This window comes from Geminisphaera colitermitum TAV2, assembly GCF_000171235.2.
Classification (GTDB): Bacteria; Verrucomicrobiota; Verrucomicrobiia; order Opitutales; family Opitutaceae; genus Geminisphaera; species Geminisphaera colitermitum.
On record NZ_ABEA03000179.1, the window covers coordinates 1 to 18551 of the forward strand.

At 58.1% G+C, this 18551-nt stretch carries 18 protein-coding genes and 1 pseudogene; 10 read left to right on the top strand and 9 right to left on the bottom strand.

The window, feature by feature from the left end; genetic code table 11:
* On the bottom strand, positions 1-700 hold a 700-nt coding region (locus tag OBACDRAFT_RS20675; protein WP_043588818.1), incomplete at its 3' end, for a prepilin-type N-terminal cleavage/methylation domain-containing protein.
* Positions 701-725: 25 nt separating this feature from the next.
* Positions 726-1457, bottom strand: coding sequence for a PEP-CTERM sorting domain-containing protein (locus OBACDRAFT_RS20680; protein WP_157837229.1), 732 nt, complete (start codon positions 1455-1457; stop codon positions 726-728).
* A gap of 13 nt (positions 1458-1470) precedes the next feature.
* Between OBACDRAFT_RS20680 and OBACDRAFT_RS20685 the strand changes: the two genes are divergently transcribed.
* Positions 1471-2613, top strand: a complete 1143-nt coding sequence (locus OBACDRAFT_RS20685; RefSeq protein ID WP_232767483.1) for a LacI family DNA-binding transcriptional regulator — start codon at positions 1471-1473, stop codon at positions 2611-2613.
* Positions 2614-2721: 108 nt separating this feature from the next.
* Here the strand turns inward: OBACDRAFT_RS20685 and xylB are convergent, their stop codons facing one another.
* From xylB to OBACDRAFT_RS31310, 5 genes and pseudogenes are all read right to left on the bottom strand, one after another.
* Positions 2722-4245, bottom strand: coding sequence for a xylulokinase (xylB, locus tag OBACDRAFT_RS20690; protein ID WP_043588820.1), 1524 nt, complete (start codon positions 4243-4245; stop codon positions 2722-2724).
* A 233-nt stretch (positions 4246-4478) separates the two neighbouring features.
* Positions 4479-5051, bottom strand: coding sequence for a guanylate kinase (locus tag OBACDRAFT_RS20695; protein ID WP_043588821.1), 573 nt, complete (start codon positions 5049-5051; stop codon positions 4479-4481).
* Positions 5052-5077: 26 nt separating this feature from the next.
* Positions 5078-5617 (bottom strand): hypothetical protein, encoded by a 540-nt coding sequence (locus tag OBACDRAFT_RS20700; RefSeq protein WP_043588822.1) that lies wholly within the window; start codon positions 5615-5617, stop codon positions 5078-5080.
* The gene (locus OBACDRAFT_RS31305; RefSeq protein ID WP_232767485.1) at positions 5614-6537 is read right to left on the bottom strand and encodes a MiaB/RimO family radical SAM methylthiotransferase; all 924 of its coding nucleotides are present in this window, start codon (positions 6535-6537) and stop codon (positions 5614-5616) included. Before OBACDRAFT_RS31305 ends, OBACDRAFT_RS20700 begins: the two co-directional genes overlap by 4 nt.
* Positions 6538-6853: 316 nt before the next feature.
* A pseudogene (locus OBACDRAFT_RS31310) lies at positions 6854-7063 on the bottom strand (tRNA (N6-isopentenyl adenosine(37)-C2)-methylthiotransferase MiaB); the annotation flags it as partial.
* A gap of 274 nt (positions 7064-7337) precedes the next feature.
* On the opposite strand from OBACDRAFT_RS31310, the gene OBACDRAFT_RS20710 reads away from it, so the two are divergent.
* The 5 genes from OBACDRAFT_RS20710 to OBACDRAFT_RS20730 all read left to right on the top strand — a co-directional run bounded on the left by OBACDRAFT_RS20710 (position 7338) and on the right by OBACDRAFT_RS20730 (position 12666).
* A complete protein-coding gene (locus tag OBACDRAFT_RS20710; protein ID WP_043588823.1) occupies positions 7338-8420 on the top strand; it encodes a PdxA family dehydrogenase in 1083 nt (360 codons plus the stop codon).
* Between the two features lie 246 nt (positions 8421-8666).
* Positions 8667-9341, top strand: a complete 675-nt coding sequence (locus tag OBACDRAFT_RS20715) for a TetR/AcrR family transcriptional regulator (RefSeq protein ID WP_043588828.1) — start codon at positions 8667-8669, stop codon at positions 9339-9341.
* A gap of 18 nt (positions 9342-9359) precedes the next feature.
* Positions 9360-10853, top strand: coding sequence for an MATE family efflux transporter (locus OBACDRAFT_RS20720; protein WP_052362325.1), 1494 nt, complete (start codon positions 9360-9362; stop codon positions 10851-10853).
* Positions 10854-10982: 129 nt separating this feature from the next.
* The gene (locus tag OBACDRAFT_RS20725) at positions 10983-12146 is read left to right on the top strand and encodes a Fic family protein (protein WP_043588824.1); all 1164 of its coding nucleotides are present in this window, start codon (positions 10983-10985) and stop codon (positions 12144-12146) included.
* Between the two features lie 88 nt (positions 12147-12234).
* Positions 12235-12666 (top strand): HesB/IscA family protein, encoded by a 432-nt coding sequence (locus tag OBACDRAFT_RS20730; RefSeq protein ID WP_043588825.1) that lies wholly within the window; start codon positions 12235-12237, stop codon positions 12664-12666.
* A 73-nt stretch (positions 12667-12739) separates the two neighbouring features.
* Here the strand turns inward: OBACDRAFT_RS20730 and OBACDRAFT_RS20735 are convergent, their stop codons facing one another.
* On the bottom strand, positions 12740-13651 hold the full coding sequence (locus OBACDRAFT_RS20735) for a LysR substrate-binding domain-containing protein (RefSeq protein WP_043588830.1): 912 nt from the start codon (positions 13649-13651) through the stop codon (positions 12740-12742).
* 133 nt (positions 13652-13784) lie between these two features.
* Between OBACDRAFT_RS20735 and OBACDRAFT_RS20740 the strand changes: the two genes are divergently transcribed.
* The 3 genes from OBACDRAFT_RS20740 (at position 13785) to OBACDRAFT_RS20750 (ending at position 17464) form a co-directional block, all read left to right on the top strand.
* The gene (locus OBACDRAFT_RS20740) at positions 13785-14768 is read left to right on the top strand and encodes an aldo/keto reductase (RefSeq protein WP_043588826.1); all 984 of its coding nucleotides are present in this window, start codon (positions 13785-13787) and stop codon (positions 14766-14768) included.
* Positions 14769-14823: 55 nt separating this feature from the next.
* Positions 14824-16011 (top strand): OB-fold protein, encoded by a 1188-nt coding sequence (locus OBACDRAFT_RS25885; RefSeq protein WP_052362326.1) that lies wholly within the window; start codon positions 14824-14826, stop codon positions 16009-16011.
* Positions 16012-16132: 121 nt separating this feature from the next.
* Positions 16133-17464, top strand: a complete 1332-nt coding sequence (locus OBACDRAFT_RS20750; protein WP_043588721.1) for an IS5-like element ISOpb2 family transposase — start codon at positions 16133-16135, stop codon at positions 17462-17464.
* A gap of 152 nt (positions 17465-17616) precedes the next feature.
* Here the strand turns inward: OBACDRAFT_RS20750 and OBACDRAFT_RS27035 are convergent.
* Positions 17617-18380, bottom strand: a protein-coding gene (locus tag OBACDRAFT_RS27035; protein WP_088179262.1) for an IS5 family transposase whose coding sequence is annotated in 2 segments (ribosomal slippage) — positions 17617-18008 and positions 18008-18380 — 765 coding nt in all. Because the reading frame shifts where the segments join, the coding sequence is not laid out codon by codon here.
* A gap of 41 nt (positions 18381-18421) precedes the next feature.
* Between OBACDRAFT_RS27035 and OBACDRAFT_RS27040 the strand changes: the two genes are divergently transcribed.
* Positions 18422-18551, top strand: a 130-nt coding sequence (locus OBACDRAFT_RS27040) for a transposase (RefSeq protein WP_157837230.1), incomplete at its 3' end; no start/stop codon positions are given.

Consider the following 18551-nt stretch of genomic DNA (forward strand, 5'->3'; position numbering starts at 1 on the left):
GCCAGCGGAGGGTGCCTTTGGCAAGGGTGGCAGCGTGGCCGTCAATGTAGGCGACGTTGACTTTGCCTTTATGGCGGAAGCGGAGACTGCCGGCGTTTCCAGAGCCATCCATGTCGGGGCCATCGTCGATGATCGTATCGGCATTGCTTACGTTGGCGGTTTTCCAGCCATCGCCACCGATTTTATAAAAACGAGCCGCAGCTCCTCCGTGGTCTTGTTGGACACCGTCGGCAATGAGGACGATTTCGGAGGGTCTTGTGATTTTGGATACGTTGATCTTGGTGGGACGGGAGGGTTCGTTAATGGGATCAACCATGATGACAGGGTTGAGGGAATAAGTGGAACGGTTGATCTCGGTGGGGGCGGTTGGAATGAGCAGGCGGGAGGGACAAACAACGAGGGTTGAGTTGAGGGAATTATTATTTGTGTTGTCGGATTTGCCGCCGAAGTAGTTGCGCAGAGAGGAGGGCCAGAGTGTGCCGTTATCGGTTGCTGGTGGGTAAATGTCGCGGTTGTCGGCGGCGGCGAGGTTGATGGCGAGGGCGATCTGGCGTTGATTGCTCAGACAGGTGGTGTTGCGAGCGGACTGGCGCACGGCACCAACCGTGGGGATCAGGACCGAGGCAAGGATGCCAATGATGGCAATCACGGTGAGCAGTTCGATGAGCGTGAAGGCTTGGGCGCGTTGGGTTGTTTTCATGGGGAATGGGCAACGTTTGAATACGTTAGCGGTGGGTGTGGCGGATGACAAGTGCGGCGGCGAGGGTGGCAAGGCCAGCAAGGAGGGCAAGGGTGGAGGGTTCGGGAATGGGGGCGGCAGAGGTGACAGTGCCAGTGACGCGGATGTCATCAAAGATGAGGGTCTGGGTGGCGTCCTTTGCCTGGACGTAAATGTAGAAGGTGATGGGTGTGGTGATGTCTTTGTATTGGGAGCCACTGAAGGAGTGGGTGTAGTCGGTGAGTCCGCCTGTGTCCCATTTTTTCAGGCCGGTGGTGGTGGAGCCAGTCAGGAGGGTTTTGTCTGCGGCGGTGCCTTCAACGCTGGAGAAGATAAAGAAGGAGCGGGTTGTGGTGTCGTTGCCGACGCCTGCGCGCAGGGTGATTTGAGAGAGGGTGATTTGCTGGCCGGCTTGGGGGGTGATGGTGAAGGAGAAATAGGTGTCCTCGGTGATGGCGGCGGCAGCGGAGGGGGCTGCATCGCCGTGTCCTACGGTGGGTGCTGCAGCGAGGCGGAGTGGATTGGGGCTGTTGACGTTGCCAAAGGTGACTTTGTTGGCGGCAAGGTTGGTGACGGTGACGGAGGCGCCCTGTTTAGAGGGCGAAAGGATGGCGGTGGTGGTGGTGCCTCCCATGTCGAATTCGGCAAGGGTGACGGCTTGGCCGGAGGCTTGAGTGGCGGCGGCAAGAGCCAGCATGCCGACGAGGAGGAGTGAGTTGAGAGTTTGGAGTTTCTTCATGGTAGGATGGAGGATGTCGATGTGGATGAATGGCGCGATTTCTTTGTTGAGCATACTGATGCGCAGTGATGCGCTCTGGGGTATGGAATCAGTGACTACTCAGGGTAATGGCGGGCAACGGATCACGCAGCGGGAGTTGGCGGAGAAGTTGGGGGTTAATCAGGCAACGGTGTCGCGGGCGTTGTCAAAGGGAGGGCGTTTGTCGGGGGAGTTGCGCGAGCGGATTTTGCGGGAGGCGGAACGGTTGGGGTACCGGCCTGATCCGGTGCTTTCGAGTTTGAATGCGTATCGGCGCACGCAGCGTCCGATCACGCGGGGGCAGTCGCTGGCGTGGTTTGGCGCAATGGCTCCGGGAGAGATCGGTTATGAGCCGTTGTTGTTTCGGGCTGCGCGGGCGCGGGCAGAGGAACTGGGGTATGGAATGGAATATTTTTGGGAAAATGAGCCGGGGTTTTCAGTGGCGCGTTACGAGCAGATTTTCCGGGCGCGCGGGATTGCGGGTGTGGTGTTCGGGCCGCGTTCGCAGCCGCACGTGAGGATCGGTTTGAAGATCGATGAGGTGGCGGCGGTGATGCTGGGGCGAAGCGTGGACTGGCCGCCGGTGGATCGGGTGTCGGTGGATCATTTCCAGACGATGGAAACGTGTTATGATGCGGTGCGGGAGCGCGGGTTTCGGCGGATCGGACTGGTGTTGTCGGAGGGTTTTAGCGAGCGGGTGGCTGGGGTGTGGACGTCGTCGTTTTTGGGGCGGCAGGCCAGGGGGGCGGACGCGGGGTTGGTGCGGTTGCCGGTGTTGTTGATCGAGGAGGATCAGGAGAAGGCGGCGGCGAGGTTCGAGGCGTGGTGGCGGCGTTGGAAGCCGGATGCGATCATGACGATGGCGTGGCGGCTGGGGTGCGTGCCGGTGATGCGGAAGTTGGGGCTGAGGTTTCCGGAGGAGGTGGGCGTGGCGTTGCTGATGGTGCCGGAGCACGAGCCGCCTTACATGCATTTTTCGGGGATTTACGAGCCGGTGGGGGAACTGGCACGGTTTGCAGTGGATGTATTGGTTGGGCGAATACGCAACAATGAGCGGGGGATGCCGCCGGACCGGCGGGTGCATCTATTGCCGGGGGCGTGGCGAGAGGGAAAGACGCTGGGGACTTTGCGAGGGTGATGTTTTCGCTTTGGGCCGTAAAGTTGCGGACGAGACGCCCGCGCCACGACGCTCCGCGTAACATCAGTTATTTTTCTGGAAGGAGGTCGTGCGCTTCGTCCTGCCTGCTCAGGCCAACTGGCGTTGTGCCTCGAAAACATCGCGGAGCGTGAGGCTGAGTTGGTGGTGCAGGTTTTGCAGCTTGCGATAGCGTCCGAGGTTTTGGGCGTTGGGTTCGCAACGGGTGGCCTCGTTCACGGCCACCACCGCGCCGGTGAGTTCGGCAAGCGTGGTTTTGTTGCGACCTTCGCGCAAATCCAGCGCCCACGCGGCTTGCAGCGCGCCGCCGAGTGCTGCGCCTTCGTCTTCGACCATGCCAACGACGGGAACGCCAAAGATGTCGGCCATGATCTGGCGCCAGATGGGGGATTTGCCGCCGCCGCCTGTTACTCGGATTTCCTTCGCTTTTACGCCGAGTTTGGCGAGACGGAGCAGGCCGTAATTCATGCCCATCGTAACGCCTTCCATCGAGGCGCGGGCGAGGTGGGGGGCGTTAAAGGTTTTGTTGTTCAGGCCGAGGAAGGTGCCCGATCCGGCGGGAACGTTGGGCGTGCGTTCGCCGGCCAGATAGGGGAGCAGGAGGAGTCCGCCCGCTCCGGCGGGGGCGTCGGCAATGGCGGCGTCGAGGGCGGCGTGGTCGTAACCAAAGAGGGCGCGCACTTGTTCGGTGACGGTGGTCACGTTCATTGTGCAGAGGAGGGGGAGCCAGGCGCCGCTGGAGGAACAGAAGGCGGCGATTTCGCCTTCGGGGTCGATGACGGGTTTGGGGGCGCAGGCGTAGATGGTTCCGCTGGTGCCGAAGCTCGCAGTGACAACGCCGGGGGTGACGTTGCCTGTGCCGATGGCGCCCATCATGTTGTCGCCGCCGCCAGCTGAGACGATGGTGTCGGGAGAGAGGCCGAGGTGTTTGGCTAGGGCAGGGCGGAGGGTGCCAACGATGGCACTGGAGTCGCTGAGGGGGGGGAGCCAATCGAGGAGGTTTTTGTCGATGGCGTGGATGGCGTCGCGCGACCACTGGCGGGTGCGGATGTTCATGAGGGCGGTGCCGGAGGCGTCGCCGTGTTCCATGAAGTAGTGGCCGGTGAGGTGGTAATTGAGGTAGTCGTGCGGGAGGAGGATGTGGCGGAGGCGTTTGTAGTGGCGGGGTTCGTGGCGTTTGAGCCAGAGAATTTTGGGGGCGGTGTAGCCGGGGAGGAAGGGGAGGCCGGCTTTGCGAATGACGGCGCGGGGGGAACCGAATTTTTTAGTGAGCAGGTCGCATTCGCGGGCCGTGGAGGTGTCGCACCAGAGTTTGGCGGGGCGAATGACGTCGCCTTGGGCGTCGAGGGGGACGAAGCCGTGTTGCTGGCCGGAGACGCCGATGCCTCGCACGCGTTTGGCCCGGGCGGGGCCGATTTTGGCAACGACGGCGGCGATGACGGTGTCGAGGGCGGCGGTCCAGTCTTGCGGGTGTTGCTCCATGTGGCCAACGGGGAGGCCGGGGATCATTTGGTGCGGGGCGCGCGCTTCCGCGATGACTTTGCGGGCGGCGAGGTCAAGGACGATGGCCTTGGTGGACTGTGTGCCGGAATCAATGCCGATGTAGAGGCTCATGGGTGGTGATCGGGGGGGGGGGAGGGAGAGAGGGAGAAAAGTTACACAGAGGGCAGTGAGTGAACACAGAGTTTGGGGAGGTCACAACGACGCCCTTTATTCAAATTGTTTTCGGGACCCATGATTTTAAGATTAAATTTGTCGTAATCGTGGGAGGGTGAGGCGTCCTTGTGACCTCCCCAAACTCTGTGCCTTCTCTGTGTGCTCTGTGTAATTTTGGTAAATCGACGTTTTCAGGGGTTCCCAATTATAGATCGGAGGGCGGCGAAGTCTTCTTCGCGGGAACGGCTTTCGATGATGTGGTCGAATTTTTGGGCTTCGCGTAGTTCGGCTTCGGCGGTTTGCATGCGTCGGTCGATTTCAGCGGAAGATTCGCCGCGGAGTGCGAGTCGCTGGCGGAGTTCCGCAATGGGGACGGTGATGAAAACGGTGGTCATGCAGCGCGCCAGCAGGGGATCGGCGGCGGCGGCGCGGCGAAAGTTGTCCACGCCTTGCACGTCGATGTTGAGCACGAGGCTGCGTCCGGCGGCGAGGGGATCGTGGACGGAGGTGGCGAGGGTGCCGTAGCGGTTTTTTTTGTGCACCCAAGCCCATTCGAGGAAGGCGTTCTCGGCGACTTTGGCATCAAACTGCGCCGGGGTGAGAAAGTGATAGTGAACGCCGTTGATTTCGCCGGGCCGGGGTTCGCGGGTGGTGGCGGTGACGATGCGTTCGAAGCCGGGGACTTCGGACACAATGCGGTCGCAGAGGGTGGTTTTTCCGGAGCCGGCGGGGCCGGCAAGGACGAGGAGCAGGGGGGCGGACATGGGTGAATTCCGAATTTCGAATTCAACTAGTAGGTGAAGGCGATAATAGAGAGGAGTGCGCCGTAGCCGATGCAGGCGGCGCCGAGTGCGCGGGAGCGACCGGGCGTGCGGTAGAGCCATTCGATGAAATCGCGCAATTTGTAGGGTTGGGCGCCGAGCCAGAGGGCGAGCAGGATGCCGGCAAAGACGAGGGTTACCATGAAGAGGCGCGCCGGGTGTTCGTATTCTTGGTAGGCGGCGTGAAGGAGCGGGCTGGCGGCGAGCAGCACGAGGATGGAGAGTCCGCGCACGGCGAGAAACTCGGGCACATACAGCCATGAGAGCACGGCGATGATGGCGAAGGCGAAGGTGAGGGGTTTGCGGTATTCGCCGAAGTCGGCGGGCGAGAGATGCCACACGTTCCAGAGGAACCAGGCGGCGCCGAGGCAAAAAAAGACTGCTGCCGCGCGGCGCGATCGCGGGAGGCGGCGCAGGCTGGCCGTGAAGAGCGAGTTGTTGGTTAAGAACAGTCCGCCGAGGGCGAGAAGCGCGAGGCCGGGCAGGAGCGTGGCGAGGAGAAGACTCATAGTGTAATGGTTGAATGATGAGGGCTGGTGTTGTCGAAGGTTTGTTGTGGTTGTTGATCCATGCCGGTCAGTTCCAGTTCGCCGTAGAGGGTGCTGATCGAAGCGCGTTGGATGCGGAGGGGCACGAGTTGGCCAATGAGGCGGGGGCTGGCGTCGAAGATCGTCACGCGGTTGCCTCGGGTGCGGCCTGTGTAGCGTTGGCCGGTTTTGTCAGGGCCTTCGACCAGGACTTCTTCAATGGTGCCAAGGAGGGCGGCGTTGCGGCGTTCGGAGTTGCGACGGAGGATTTCGAGGAGGACTTGGTTGCGGTGTTCTTTGACGTCCTCGGGTATTTGGTCGCCCATGACAGCGGCAGGGGTGCCGGTGCGGACGGAATACTTGAAGATGTAGGCCATGTCGTAGTTGCACTCTTCAAAGAGGGTGCGGGTGTCTTCAAATTCGGCGTCGGTTTCGCCGGGGAAACCGACAATGATGTCGGTCGAGAAATACATGTCGGGTCGGGCGGCGCGGAGGGATTGCACGATTTGCCTGTATCGGTCGCGCGAATACGGGCGGTGCATGGCGCGCAGGATGCGGTCGCTGCCGCTTTGCATGGGGAGGTGGACGTATTCGCAGAGTTTGGGGAGGCGGGCGTAGGCGTCCACGAGGTCTTGTTTGAAGCCGCGGGGGTGGGGAGAGGTGAAACGGATGCGGTCAATGCCTTCGATCGCGTGGACTTTTTCGATGAGTTGCACGAAGGGGGTGATGCCTCCGGTGTGCACGTAATCGCGTCGTCCGTAGCTGGTGACGATTTGGCCGAGCAGGGTGATTTCGCGGATGCCGCGGTCGGCGAGGGCGCGGCATTCGGCAACGATGTCGTCCATGGGACGGGAGCGTTCGTCGCCGCGGGTCTTGGGGACGATGCAGAAGGCGCAGTCCATGTTGCAGCCTTGTTGGATGGAAACGTAGGCAGTGACTTGGGGCGCGGGGGGGGGCGGGGGGAGGGGGCTGGTTGTCGGAGGCGGCGGAAATGGCAGAAGACGCGGGAGGGGCGGGAGGAAAATAGTGGTCGCGGATGGTGTTTTGCGAGCCGGGTTCCTCGGCAATGTCGATGATGGTTTCGCCGACGGGGAGGCCGGCGTCGCGGGCGGCGCGGAGGTTTTCGAGGTAGCCGGGGACTTGGTGAAATTTCTGCGTGCCGATGATGAGATCGACGTCGGGGAGTTTTTCCAAGATTTCGGCGCCGCGGTTTTGCGCCATGCAACCGAGGATGCCGAGAACGAAGTCGGGGTTGCGCTTTTTGCGCTGGCTCATGTAGCTGGCTTTGCCGAGGGCTTTTTGTTCGGCGGCGTCGCGCACGGAGCAGGTGTTGAGGAGCATGATGTCGCAGTCGTCCTCGGTGTTGACGATGCGGTAGCCGCGGGCGCGGAGCATCGCCGCAACAGCGTTGCTGTCGCGTTCATTCATCTGGCATCCGTAGGTTTTGATATAGACCCGGTTCACTCGGTGGCGTGGTGCTTGGTGTGGTGGAAAGGGGCTGGTTAACCGCCGCTGGCAATGGGTCAAATGGTAACTGCGAACATGTGCTGCCGATAATGAGGCGAGCGGTAGCAGTCGGGGGGGGGGGAGAATGGTAGCGGCGGGAGGGAGGATTGGGGATTGCCGCGTGGGGGAACATGACCAGCAATCGTTTTGGGGATGAATCAATAGTCAGGGTTAAGCATTTCCCCAAAAATATCGCATGTCTGCCTCCACTCCTTTTTCGCAATCACAACCGCATTCGCAATCAACGCCGGGTGCTCGTGCGCCGCTTGCTTTCACGTGTGGCGATCCCGCTGGCGTGGGACCGGAGATCATTGCGGCGTGGCTGGCGCAACATCCGGACGAATATCGGGATGTTGCCGTCATCGGGCCACGGCGCTGGCTCGACTCGCTGCCAGCGTCGATTGCAAAGATCGTTGTTGGCGGGAATGATTTTGTCGTCACGCCCGGTCAGCCAACGGAGGCCGGAGCCGTAATCGCTTGGGACGCGATGGAGCGGGCGGCAGCGGGGTGCTTGAATGGGGAATTTTCCGGTGTTGTCACGGGGCCGATCAGCAAGGCGTGGCTGGCGCGCGTGGGTTACAAATATCCGGGGCAAACGGAGTTTTTCGCAGATCGCTGGCGCAGCGCATCGACAATAGGGCAGGGGGGGGGGGGGGACCGCGGGAGCGGCGGGAGTGGCGGGAGGAGCGGCGGGAGCGGGAGGAGCGGCGAGCCGGTCATGGCGTTTGCGGGTGGGCGCCTTCGCGTGGTGTTGCACACCTGGCACATCCCGCTGCGCGCAGTGGCGGCGGAGCTTACGCTGGCAAATTTCACTCGTTCCATCCGCGCCGCCGATGAGCTGGCGCGCGTTTACGGTTGCGAGCGCGAACATCCGCGCATCGGCGTGTGCGGGCTCAATCCGCACGCAGGCGAGGAGGGGCTGCTCGGCAACGAGGAACGCGATGTCATTGACCCGATTCTGGACACCTTGCGCGCGCAGTTCCACGGACTCTCGCGTAGTGAGCCGGGCGATACACTTTTCGGACGCCAGTTGCGCGGCGAGTTCGATGTCGTTGTCGCGCTTTATCACGATCAGGGATTGGCACCGCTCAAGGTCATCGACTTCGACGAATCCGTGAACATCACGCTTGGCCTCGCACACGTCCGCACGAGTCCTGACCACGGCACCGCTTTTGGAATTGCGGGGCAGGGAAAGGCGTCGATTCGCAGCTTTGCCAACGCCGTGACTGTGGCGCGCCGCTTGATACGCGCGAGGGCAACGAAAACCTTGTGCGCCTAACCGGTTTTTGGTGACGCAAAAATCGCCGCAATCTCGGCAAATACGTCACGCTTGGCGAACGTTGTTCGTAATAAACACTGTTCTTGACGAACGGTGTTCGCTTGTGTTCTCTGCGTCTTCCTCGGTCCACTCCAGCAGTCATCGGCGCATCTACTTTTTTACGCATTCACGCTCACTTTCGCATTCACGCATCCTCTCGCATTTGCGCCCACGTTTCTATCACGCACCAAAAACTCCATTCTCCTCATGAAAACCAAAACGCCCAAAATCCTCTCCCGTCGTGCTCGTCCTGCAAAAGCGCCGCTCAGTGTCGATGCCATCCTTGCCGCCTCGCTTGATCTCATGATGCGCGAGGGACTCGACGGGCTCAGTTTGCGAAAAGTCGCCGCCGCTCTCGATACCGGACCGGCTTCGCTCTACGTCTATGTTGATAATCTCGATTCGCTGCTTCGGCTCATGCTCGACCGTGCGCTCGGCAAGGTTGTTATTCCGAGCAGCACAAAGGGCGATTGGCGCGAACGGCTTTCGGCCCTCCTGCTGTCCTATTTGAAAGTGCTCATGTCGTTGCCGGGGTTGGGACAGCTCGCGTTGACAACGGTGTCTGCCGGACCGAACACGCTGCGCATACTTGAAGCCATTCTTCGGCTTTTGCGCGAAGGTAACATTGACGATGACCGCGCGGTTTGGGCCGTGGATACGCTGTTGTTGCAGTTCACTGCCATCGCTGCCGAGCAGGATGCGCGCCGCCGTCAGGCGAGTCCCATCGGCTTGATGAAACAGGCAATCGAAGAAATACCCGCGGAAACTTATCCGAACATACACGCCTTGGGCGCAAAGCTCATGGAAGGCGCGCCGCGCGAACGTGTCCGTTGGACAATGGACCTTATGATCAACGGCGTCCTCAGCACACCGCGCGCATAAATTCTCATCAGCACGCCCATGCAAAGCGAACAACACGAAACGCTCGTCAACACGCCCACGCCCACGCCCACGGCAACGTCCGCCATGCCTGCGGCATCCGACGACGGTGATATTTTCTATCTCGAAAAAGCGCCGCTCTCGAAGGCCATCCCGCATCTCGCCGTGCCGCTCATGCTCGGCATGGCGGCAACGGTCATCTACAATCTCACCGACGCATTTTTCATCGGGCAACTCGACAACACCTCGATGCTCTCTGGCGTTACGCTCTGCCTTCCGGTCATGACCGTGCTCATGGCAATCGGCAGCCTCTTCGGTGTTGGCGGCGGCACGGAAATCTCGCGCCTCCTCGGCGAAAACAAACGCGATGCCGCCAAAGCAACGGCCTCGTTTGCGTTCTACGGCAGCCTTGCGCTCGGCCTGCTCATTGGCGCGCTCGCGATGCTCTTCCGCGCACCCCTCATCAACCTCCTCGGAGCCGACGCGAACACACACGGCCCGACATCCGATTTCGCGACAGTGCTCTTCATCGGCGCGCCGTTCATGATTGCCACTTTCGCGCTCGAACAAGTGGTGCGGGCCGAAGGCGCGGCCAAGGTCTCCATGATTGGCATAGCCATGAGCGCGGCGTTGAACATCGCGCTCGACCCGCTCCTGATTTTTGTCTTCCACCTCGACGTCGCCGGCGCCGCCATCGCCACGGTTTTATCAAACGTCATCGCGCTCGGATATTTTGTCCGCTACCTGCAACGCAAAAGCCCGACCCTGCGCGGCAGCCTGACACTCTTCACCTTCACCAAAACCACCGCCGTCAACACATTCAAAATCGGCGTTTCCGAATTGCTCATGGCGTCGCTGCTCACCGCGACTGCCATCGTGTTGAACAACTACTCCGCATCCTACGGCGAAAGCGTGGTGGCCAGCTTCGGCATCGCCTTCCGCGTGACGCAGCTCGCCGAGTTTTTTGCGATGGGTCTCTTCATGGGCGTCGTGCCTCTGCTCGCCTTTAACTACGCCGCCAAAAACATGCCGCGATTCATCGGAGCCATACAAAAAACCTCGCTCTACATCGGCGTCATCACGGTGGTGTTTTGCGGCGTGTGCTTCGTGTTTCGCGGCACCGTGGCCGGCCTCTTCAGCGAAGACGCAAACGTGCTCGCGACCTGCTCGCGCATCATGATGGCGATGCTCGTGTCGGCATTGTTTTCTGGATACACGGGCCTGTTCACCGCGATATTTCAAGCGACAGGCAAAGCAATGCAGGCCACGACAATCTCAATCCTGCGCGGCGGCCTGTTCATCCCCGTGATATGCCTCGGCAATCATTTTTTTGGCATAACAGGAATCATCTGGTCGCTAACCGTGACCGAACTCCTCTGCTTCAGCGTCGGCGGAACGATGATGCTACTCCTCAAAAAGGAAATCGACGGCATCAGCGCCACCGCGTCAGGGACCGCCACCTTGGCAACAAGCTCCCCTGCCACTGCCAGCTTTATGGCACGCGATTGCCCCTAGCTGTTTTTGTGGTGCTGCGCTGAGTTATTTTCATTAAAGCTCTCTTTAATTGGCCGACATTGGATTAAAGAAAATGCACCAAAGCTTTAATATGGCCATTGCCTCACAAGCACGCTAGCACTGTTTATGATGAATCGAGGCACAACAGGCGTTTTCAACACACAAGCCGTGGCTGGCGAAACGTGGCGAACGTTCATCCCCAATCCGCTGCCACCCGTTCCGCCCATCGCATGGGATGCGGCCCTGCAAAACCTTTTGCAAAATGCCGCCCTCGCGCTCGGAAAGCTCGAAAGCCTCACGCAATTTTTACCCAACCCGCACCTGTTTCTCTACAGCTATGTGCGCAAGGAAGCACTGCTTTCGTCCCAAATCGAAGGCACGCAATCCACCTTCGACGATATTATCAAATTCGAAGCCGAAGGGAGCTCCGGGGTGCAGTCCGACGACGTCATCGAAGTCTCGTGTTATGTTGCCGCGATGGAGCACGGGCTGCGTCGACTCGCCGAAGGCTTTCCGCTTTCACTTCGACTACTGCGCGAGATTCACGGTGTTTTGCTCAGCAAAGGACGTGGACATCAAAAGCAACCCGGAGAGTTCCGCACTTCGCAAAACTGGATTGGCGGTTCGCGTCCCGGAAATGCCGCCTATGTGCCGCCGCCAGTTGAACAAATGATGGAATCCCTCGGGACGCTGGAAAAATTTCTCCACGATGAACCCGTGCCCACGCCAGTGCTCGTGAAAGCCGCGCTTGCGCACGTGCAATTCGAAACCATCCACCCGTTTCTCGACGGCAACGGGCGAGTCGGGCGGCTCCTTATCACGCTGTTGCTTTGCCACGAAAAAATCCTCAGCCAGCCGCTTCTCTATCTGAGTCTCCATCTCAAACAAAACCGCGACGAATACTACCGGTTGTTGCAACGCGTGCGCACGGACGGCGAATGGGAGGACTGGTTGGCATTCTTTCTGGGCGGCGTGGCGAGCACCGCCGAACAAGCCACGTCTACCGCAAAGCGCCTGCTCCAACTTTTCAACGAGGACGCAAAAAAAATTGAATCCGCCGGGCGCGCCGTTGCCACCACGCAGCGCATGCATCGACTGCTGCAGGAGCAGCTGACAACAACGATAACCGATGCAGCCCAAAAGCTGGACATCAGTTTCCCAACGGCATTGAGCGCATTGGAAAAACTGATCGCGCTGGGCATCGCCCGCGAACTCACGGGCGGACGCAAAAACCGTTTCTTCGCTTACGACGGCTATCTTGCGATATTACGAGAAGATACCGAGCCCTTGTGAAAGTAGCGAAAATTTACGGCTTTGCCAACGCCGTGACTGTGGCGCGCTGCTTGATATGCGCGAGGGCTGGGTGTTAGTTTTACCCAACATGACCGAGCCTTCCACAACCGTTGCTGTCCCTCCCGCCACCCCCGCCGTCATTGCTGTCGCCGTCGATTCCGCTTCGCTGCCCGAAGGCGTGCGCGAGGGAAACGAACATCTTGTGCGCCTCACCGAGTCGGCAGGCGTGAAAGTTGCCGCGCTTATTGCCCGCGAAAAACAAGGTGCTTACCTGCGCGTTGCCATCAGCGGCGGCGGTTGCAACGGCCTCAGTTACAAACTCCGCTTCACTGGCGAACCGCGCAAGGGCGACATCCTTGTGCGCACTGCGGGCGTGCCCGTGATCGTGGACGCCAAGACAGCTCTCTACCTCAAGGGAACGCTCATTGATTACTCCAACAAGATGATCGGAGGCGGCTTCAAATTCACCAACCCCAACGCCAAGGCCAGTTGTTCTTGTGGTGAGAGTTTCAGCGTTTGAGTCGTTCGCGCAACGCACGCGTTGCGCCTCCCGCCTCCTTTCTCCCGCCGCTCGCCTCCCTTGTGCCCGCAAATCACTTTTTCGCTTCGTGGTGTTTGTGACGGGCCATCGCCAGATACGCCCGTGCCGCGCCGCCAGTTTCCTCGGCGCGACTGATCACCATCAGATTTACATTGGCAGCAAACGCGCCTGCGCCCGTAGCAGACCACGGTCTGTACACAATACCGGGGATGTTTAATTGCGTCACCGGACCTGGAACCAGCGCCAGCCCCAGCCCGGACGCCGCCAGCGCCAGCACCCCAAGCGTGCTTCCTGCGCGATTCGTCACGCGAGGTTCGCAACCAATCGTCCGGCGCAACACGCTTAGCAAACTCTCGTCACCCTCATATGCCGTGTAGAGGATGAGCGGTTCATTCGTGAGCATTTGCGCCGTGATACGCTTCTTTTGTGCAAGCGGATGGTCGTCGGACATCGCAACCATCAAACGCCATGTATCCACTTTTTCACTCTTCAGCGCGGGGTCAAGCACCTGCCCGTAGTCCGTCGTGTAGCCGATATCCAGTTGCCCATCAAGAATGGCATCGGGCTGCAACTGAGGTCCCATCTCGCGCACGACCAATTCGGCGTCGGGGTAGGCTTTGCGAAACGCGCGCAAATCGCCCAGCAGTTTGCTGCTCATGACTGCATTGCCCGCAAACCCGATTTGCACGCGACCCATCTCGCCGCGAATCGCCCGTCGCGCCGTGATGCGTGCTCGCTCGGCCTGGTCGAGCGTCCGTCGCGCCTCCTCGCGCAACAACACCCCCGCCTCGGTCAACTCCACGCGCCGACTCGTGCGCACAAACAAAGGCCCGCCCAATTCCTCCTCCAGCGCACGAATCTGCATGCTCAACGCCGGTTGCACGATATGCAGCCGCGCGGCGGCGCGCCCAAAATGTCCCTCCTCCGCAACTGCCAGAAAATACCTCAAATGACGCAATTCCATGATGACCGATTCAATCACCAAAAATGATGAATCGGTCAAATCAATATATTTGTGTTTATAGCAACTTTCGCGCATACTGGCTCTGCCATCCAAACCCACCCCAACGCCAACTTTTCCAACAACCACACCACGCATGAATACACCAATCCCAACCAAACAACTCGGCAAAAACGGTCCCCGCGTTTCCGCGCTCGGCCTCGGCTGCATGTCGATACAGAAATCCAAGGACGAAAATGAAAGCGTCGGGACAATTCAGGCCGCACTCGACGCCGGCATCAACTTTCTGGATACAGGTGATTTTTACGGCATGGGTTGGAGCGAAACCCTGGTTGGGCGCGCCCTCAAAGGCCGTCGTGATCAAGCCTTCATCAGCGTGAAGTGCGGCGCGATGTTTTCGCCGACAGGTGCCTTTCTCGGCATCGACGGGCGTCCCAACTCGATCAAAAACTTTGCAACCTATTCGCTCCAACGTCTCGGCGTGGACGTGATTGATCTTTACCAACCCTGCCGCATCGATCCGACCGTGCCTTACGAGGACACCATTGGCGCCATCGCCGACCTCATCAAGGAGGGCAAAGTGCGTTACCTCGGCGTCTCCGAAGTCGGCGCCGAAAACCTGCGCCGCGCGCACAAAATCCATCCCGTATCCGCGCTGGAAATCGAATACTCGCTGGCCTGCCGTTTCATCGAACGCGAGATTTTGCCGACGGCGCGCGAGCTTGGAGTTTCCGTGATTCCCTATCGCGTGCTGGCCGACGGTCTGCTGACGGGCACGCTCTCGACAAACAATCCTACTGGCGACACACACATGTTGCCGCCCCGACTTGAGGCGGAAAATCTCCAGCACAACCTCGTGCCAGTGGCCGCGCTCAAGGAAATGGCTGCCCGCAAAAACTGCACATCCGCGCAACTCGCGGTCGCGTGGCTGCTCGCGCGTGGCGATGATATTATTCCGATCGTCGGCATGAGCCGCCGTTCGCGCCTGCCGGAAAACCTCAAGACGCTCGAAGTCCAGCTAACCGCCGCCGACCTTGCCGAACTCGACCGCATCTTCGGCCCCGGCGCGATCAAAGGTGACCGCTATCCGGCCTTCGTGCAAAAATTCGCCGCGCAATAGCCTCCCCCCCCCCCCCCCCCTCGCCGCCATCGAAACCCTTGTACATCAAGAAGAAATGAATAAAATACTCATGTCACTATTGTTTACCGCTTGTATGCTTCCATTAAGCGCCCAAGTGCAAAAAAATCCGAACATCAAACATCCGGAAGAACCCTTCACCTTTATAAATCTGATGGAAATAAAGGAAGCGGACATCGACCGGTTTGTCGCGGATTGGAATGAACGCTCGAAAATCATGGGACAACAGCCGGGCTATATAACGGCGACTTTGTACAAATCCTTGCTGGCCGACAGCCAATATCAGTTGATCACCGTTGGACAATGGCAGTCCTATGATGCTTGGGTGGCTGCGAACAACAATCCCACCTACGCCCGACAGCTTTCGGCAGACCTCGGGCAGGCACCGAGTATCAAACTCACCCGGGGCTTCTATCGTCCCACCGCATCATCCGTGCATGTTTATCGTGAAAACACGCAACAGATTACTGCGGAAAAGAAAGAGCCTTTGCAACGGGCCAAAAAAGATCCGAATATAAAAAACCCTGAATCGCCGTTTGTCTTCATCAACCTGATGGAGATGGACCAATCGGACATTCCCCGCTTCGTTTCGGATTGGAAAGTGCGCTCGAAGGTGATGGGGCAAATGCCTGCCGCCATCGGGTCAACTTTGTACAGATCCTTGTTGCCCGACAATAGATATCAAATTATCAATGTGAGCAATTGGCAGTCATACGATGGGTTTATCGCTGCAAACAACGATCCAACCTACGCCCAAGAACTTACAAACGACTTGGCTCGCACGACGAGTATCAAGCTTACCCGAGGTTTTTATCGTCCCATTGCATCTTACACGCATATTTATGGAGATGCGGATGTTGCCATCGAAAACGAGCAAGAGACACAAGGGCCGAAAATAATAAACGTAAAAGACCTGTCTGATGTCTTTAAGAACAACCCGGAAGAGGCCATTAAGAAGTATAGGGGAAAGTTCCTGACCGTGAGAGGCATCGCGTGTTATATTGGCCCTGATATTTATGCGCTACCCTCGATAGAGTTAACGGACAAGGAAGGCGGCGAGTATTACGCATTATGCGTATTTCCTGTTTCTGATTATCTCAAGTTGACGGGTGTGAAAAAGGGGCAGGAAGTCGTTATCACAGGTGAGTTTCGTTTTTATGCTGACGTGAAAAAAGACAAAAATATCATGGGATTTAAACAGTGTAAAATTATATCGATTAAATAAAACACTAAGTAGTCGGTGCTGAAGAACCATTTAATTTCCTATCAAGGAGCAATTTAACGCTTGAGACTGGAGTGAGATTTTCCCAGAAAAGGGCAATTTATAAAGAAAATCTGGGAAAAAGATGAAGCCAAAGGAAAACAAGCACGAGAGACAGAGGGAAATGTTCAAGATGGAGTTAATAATGTTGGTGAACATGAACCATCCGATGGTGAAGCTGGCCGGGAATATAAACTGGGCCGAGTTTGACAAGCATTTGGGGCCGACGTATCATGAGAGGTTGGGGCAGCCCGGGTTGGGGACAAGGTTGATGGTGTCGTTACACTATTTGAAGTATCAATATGATCTGAGCGACGAAGAGGTGCTGGAGCATTGGGTGGAGAATCCATATTGGCAATATTTATCGGGGAGGCAGTATTTTGAGCATGAGAAGCCGATAGACTCGTCGAGCATGACGAGGTGGAGGAAGAGATTGGGGGAGAGTGGAGCCGAACAGATGCTCAAGCAGACGATAGAGAGCGCGGTGAGGATGAAGGGGTTAAAGCCGGTGCAGGTGGTGCATATCAACGTTGACACGACGGTGCAAACCGAGGAGATACGTTATTATCCGACCGATGCGAGATCGTATGATCGGGCGAGGGAGAGGCTGGTGAAGGAAGCGCGGAAAGCCGGGCTGAAAGTGAAGCAGAGTTATGAACGGGTAGGGAGGGGATTATTGATGATGGCCGGGCGCTATATGCATAGCCGAAAGATGAAGAGAGCGAAGGCATGTGTCAGGAAACTGAGGACGAATCTGGGCCGTGTGATACGAGAGATAGAGAGACAAAAGCCTGTGGCGGCATTGCAAGGGTTGCTGGAGACGAGCAAGCAAATTTACAAACAAAAGACAGCAGACAAAAACAAAGTGTATAGTGTGCATGAGCCAAAGGTGGAATGCATATCGAAAGGGAAATCGGGAAAGAAATATGAATTTGGACAGAAGGTAAGTGTGGCATCGACGAGCAAGGGAGGTTGGCTGTTGGGAGCGTTATGTATGCCAGACAATCCGTATGATGGGCACACGCTTGAAGCGCAAATGGAGCAGGTAAAACGGCTCTATATTGAAAAACAGGGGTCGAAAACGGCGCACGTGGACATGGGTTATCGAGGGCACAATTATGAGGGGCCGGTGGAGGTGATCGTGGACAAACGCAGGCGAGGGAAAATCCCCAAACGAGTCTGGCGCTGGATGAAACGCCGTGCCGCCATTGAGCCGGCAATCGGACATCTCAAGAATGAACGTCGTATGGAGCGCAACAAGTTACGCGGATTGATCGGAGACAAGGTCAATGCCATCCTCAGCGCCGCCGCGATGAACTTCGGAAAGCTCCTGGCTTTTCTTTTGGCCTTTTTTTCCCGCCTTCTGCTCGCGCTTTTTCCCGCCTTGCGCACCTCGCCATGCTTCAAACTCGCTTAATACCGCCCTTCCTCAGCACCGACTATGTAGTGTCATCAGCAGCCCAGAGGAGAGCGCAGCGGAAGTGAATGGCAGCCAAGAAGGAAGAGAGGCACTTGGCGTAGCGGGTGGCGATGCCAAGCCACTGTTTGAACATGCTCTAGAGCGTGTAGTCACGAGATTGAAGCCCAGAGGATGGCACACCTGAATTGGACGGCAGCGAGGAAAGAGGAGGCTCGTTTTGCGTATCGGGTTGCGATGCCGCGCCATTGCTTGAGTCGTAGGAATGCATTTTCTACCAGATGCCTGATCCGATAAAGATAAGGGTCATATTCGCGTTGTTCTATGCGATTGGTCTTTGGAGGAATCTGCGGGCAGATGCCTGCGGCCTGCGCCATTTCGATGATGGCGTTGGTGTCATATCCCTTGTCGGCGATCAGATGGTCTGCGGCAATGCCTTCAATCAACCTGCCAGCCTGTGTGCAATCAGCCGTGGAACCCGCTGTAACAATGACTCGCACCGGCATACCATGCGCATCCACGGCCAAATGTAGTTTGGTGTTTCGCCCCCTTTTGTCAGACCGATCGCCTCGTTTCCACCTCTGGCTCCCGCCGCATGCGGATGGATTTTGACATGACTGGCATCAATCATCAGCCACTCAAAATCGGGCTCGTTCATCAGTTCCGACAACAGGCGCTCCCAATGCCCCTTGTCTCTCCAGCGACAAAAACGCCTGTGCGTGTTGCTCCACCCTCCGTAATCCTCTGGAAGATCCCTCCAAGGCGCACCAGTGCGTAAAATCCACAGAACCGCGTTGAGGAACTTGCGGTTGTCCTCCGCCACCCCTCCCCACGCTCCTTTCCTTCCAGGTAGCAGCGGCTCCAGAACGCTCCAAACTCGGTCCGAAATGTCGTGACGGTGTTGATCTTTCGCCATGCTGACATTCTCTAGAGCATTTTCATTTAAACTGTAGCCATTTGATACCTGGTAGGAAAGGAGCGTGGGGAGGGGTGGCGGAGGACAACCGCAAGTTCCTCAACGCGGTTCTGTGGATTTTACGCACTGGTGCGCCTTGGAGGGATCTTCCAGAGGATTACGGAGGGTGGA

Bases quoted from the DNA above. Each gene is read 5' to 3' on its own strand.
- OBACDRAFT_RS20720 (WP_052362325.1), top strand. From the start codon at position 9,360: ATGCAAAGCGAACAACACGAAACGCTCGTCAACACGCCCACGCCCACG.
- OBACDRAFT_RS25885 (WP_052362326.1), top strand. From the start codon at position 14,824: ATGAATAAAATACTCATGTCACTATTGTTTACCGCTTGTATGCTTCCA.
- OBACDRAFT_RS20700 (WP_043588822.1), bottom strand. From the start codon at position 5,617: ATGAGTCTTCTCCTCGCCACGCTCCTGCCCGGCCTCGCGCTTCTCGCC.
- OBACDRAFT_RS20695 (WP_043588821.1), bottom strand. From the start codon at position 5,051: ATGTCCGCCCCCCTGCTCCTCGTCCTTGCCGGCCCCGCCGGCTCCGGA.
- OBACDRAFT_RS20715 (WP_043588828.1), top strand. From the start codon at position 8,667: ATGAAAACCAAAACGCCCAAAATCCTCTCCCGTCGTGCTCGTCCTGCA.
- OBACDRAFT_RS20750 (WP_043588721.1), top strand. From the start codon at position 16,133: ATGAAGCCAAAGGAAAACAAGCACGAGAGACAGAGGGAAATGTTCAAG.
- xylB (WP_043588820.1), bottom strand. From the start codon at position 4,245: ATGAGCCTCTACATCGGCATTGATTCCGGCACACAGTCCACCAAGGCC.
- OBACDRAFT_RS20680 (WP_157837229.1), bottom strand. From the start codon at position 1,457: ATGAAGAAACTCCAAACTCTCAACTCACTCCTCCTCGTCGGCATGCTG.
- OBACDRAFT_RS20735 (WP_043588830.1), bottom strand. From the start codon at position 13,651: ATGGAATTGCGTCATTTGAGGTATTTTCTGGCAGTTGCGGAGGAGGGA.
- OBACDRAFT_RS31305 (WP_232767485.1), bottom strand. From the start codon at position 6,537: ATGGACTGCGCCTTCTGCATCGTCCCCAAGACCCGCGGCGACGAACGC.
- OBACDRAFT_RS20710 (WP_043588823.1), top strand. From the start codon at position 7,338: ATGTCTGCCTCCACTCCTTTTTCGCAATCACAACCGCATTCGCAATCA.
- OBACDRAFT_RS20725 (WP_043588824.1), top strand. From the start codon at position 10,983: ATGAATCGAGGCACAACAGGCGTTTTCAACACACAAGCCGTGGCTGGC.
- OBACDRAFT_RS20685 (WP_232767483.1), top strand. From the start codon at position 1,471: ATGTCGATGTGGATGAATGGCGCGATTTCTTTGTTGAGCATACTGATG.
- OBACDRAFT_RS20740 (WP_043588826.1), top strand. From the start codon at position 13,785: ATGAATACACCAATCCCAACCAAACAACTCGGCAAAAACGGTCCCCGC.
- OBACDRAFT_RS20730 (WP_043588825.1), top strand. From the start codon at position 12,235: ATGACCGAGCCTTCCACAACCGTTGCTGTCCCTCCCGCCACCCCCGCC.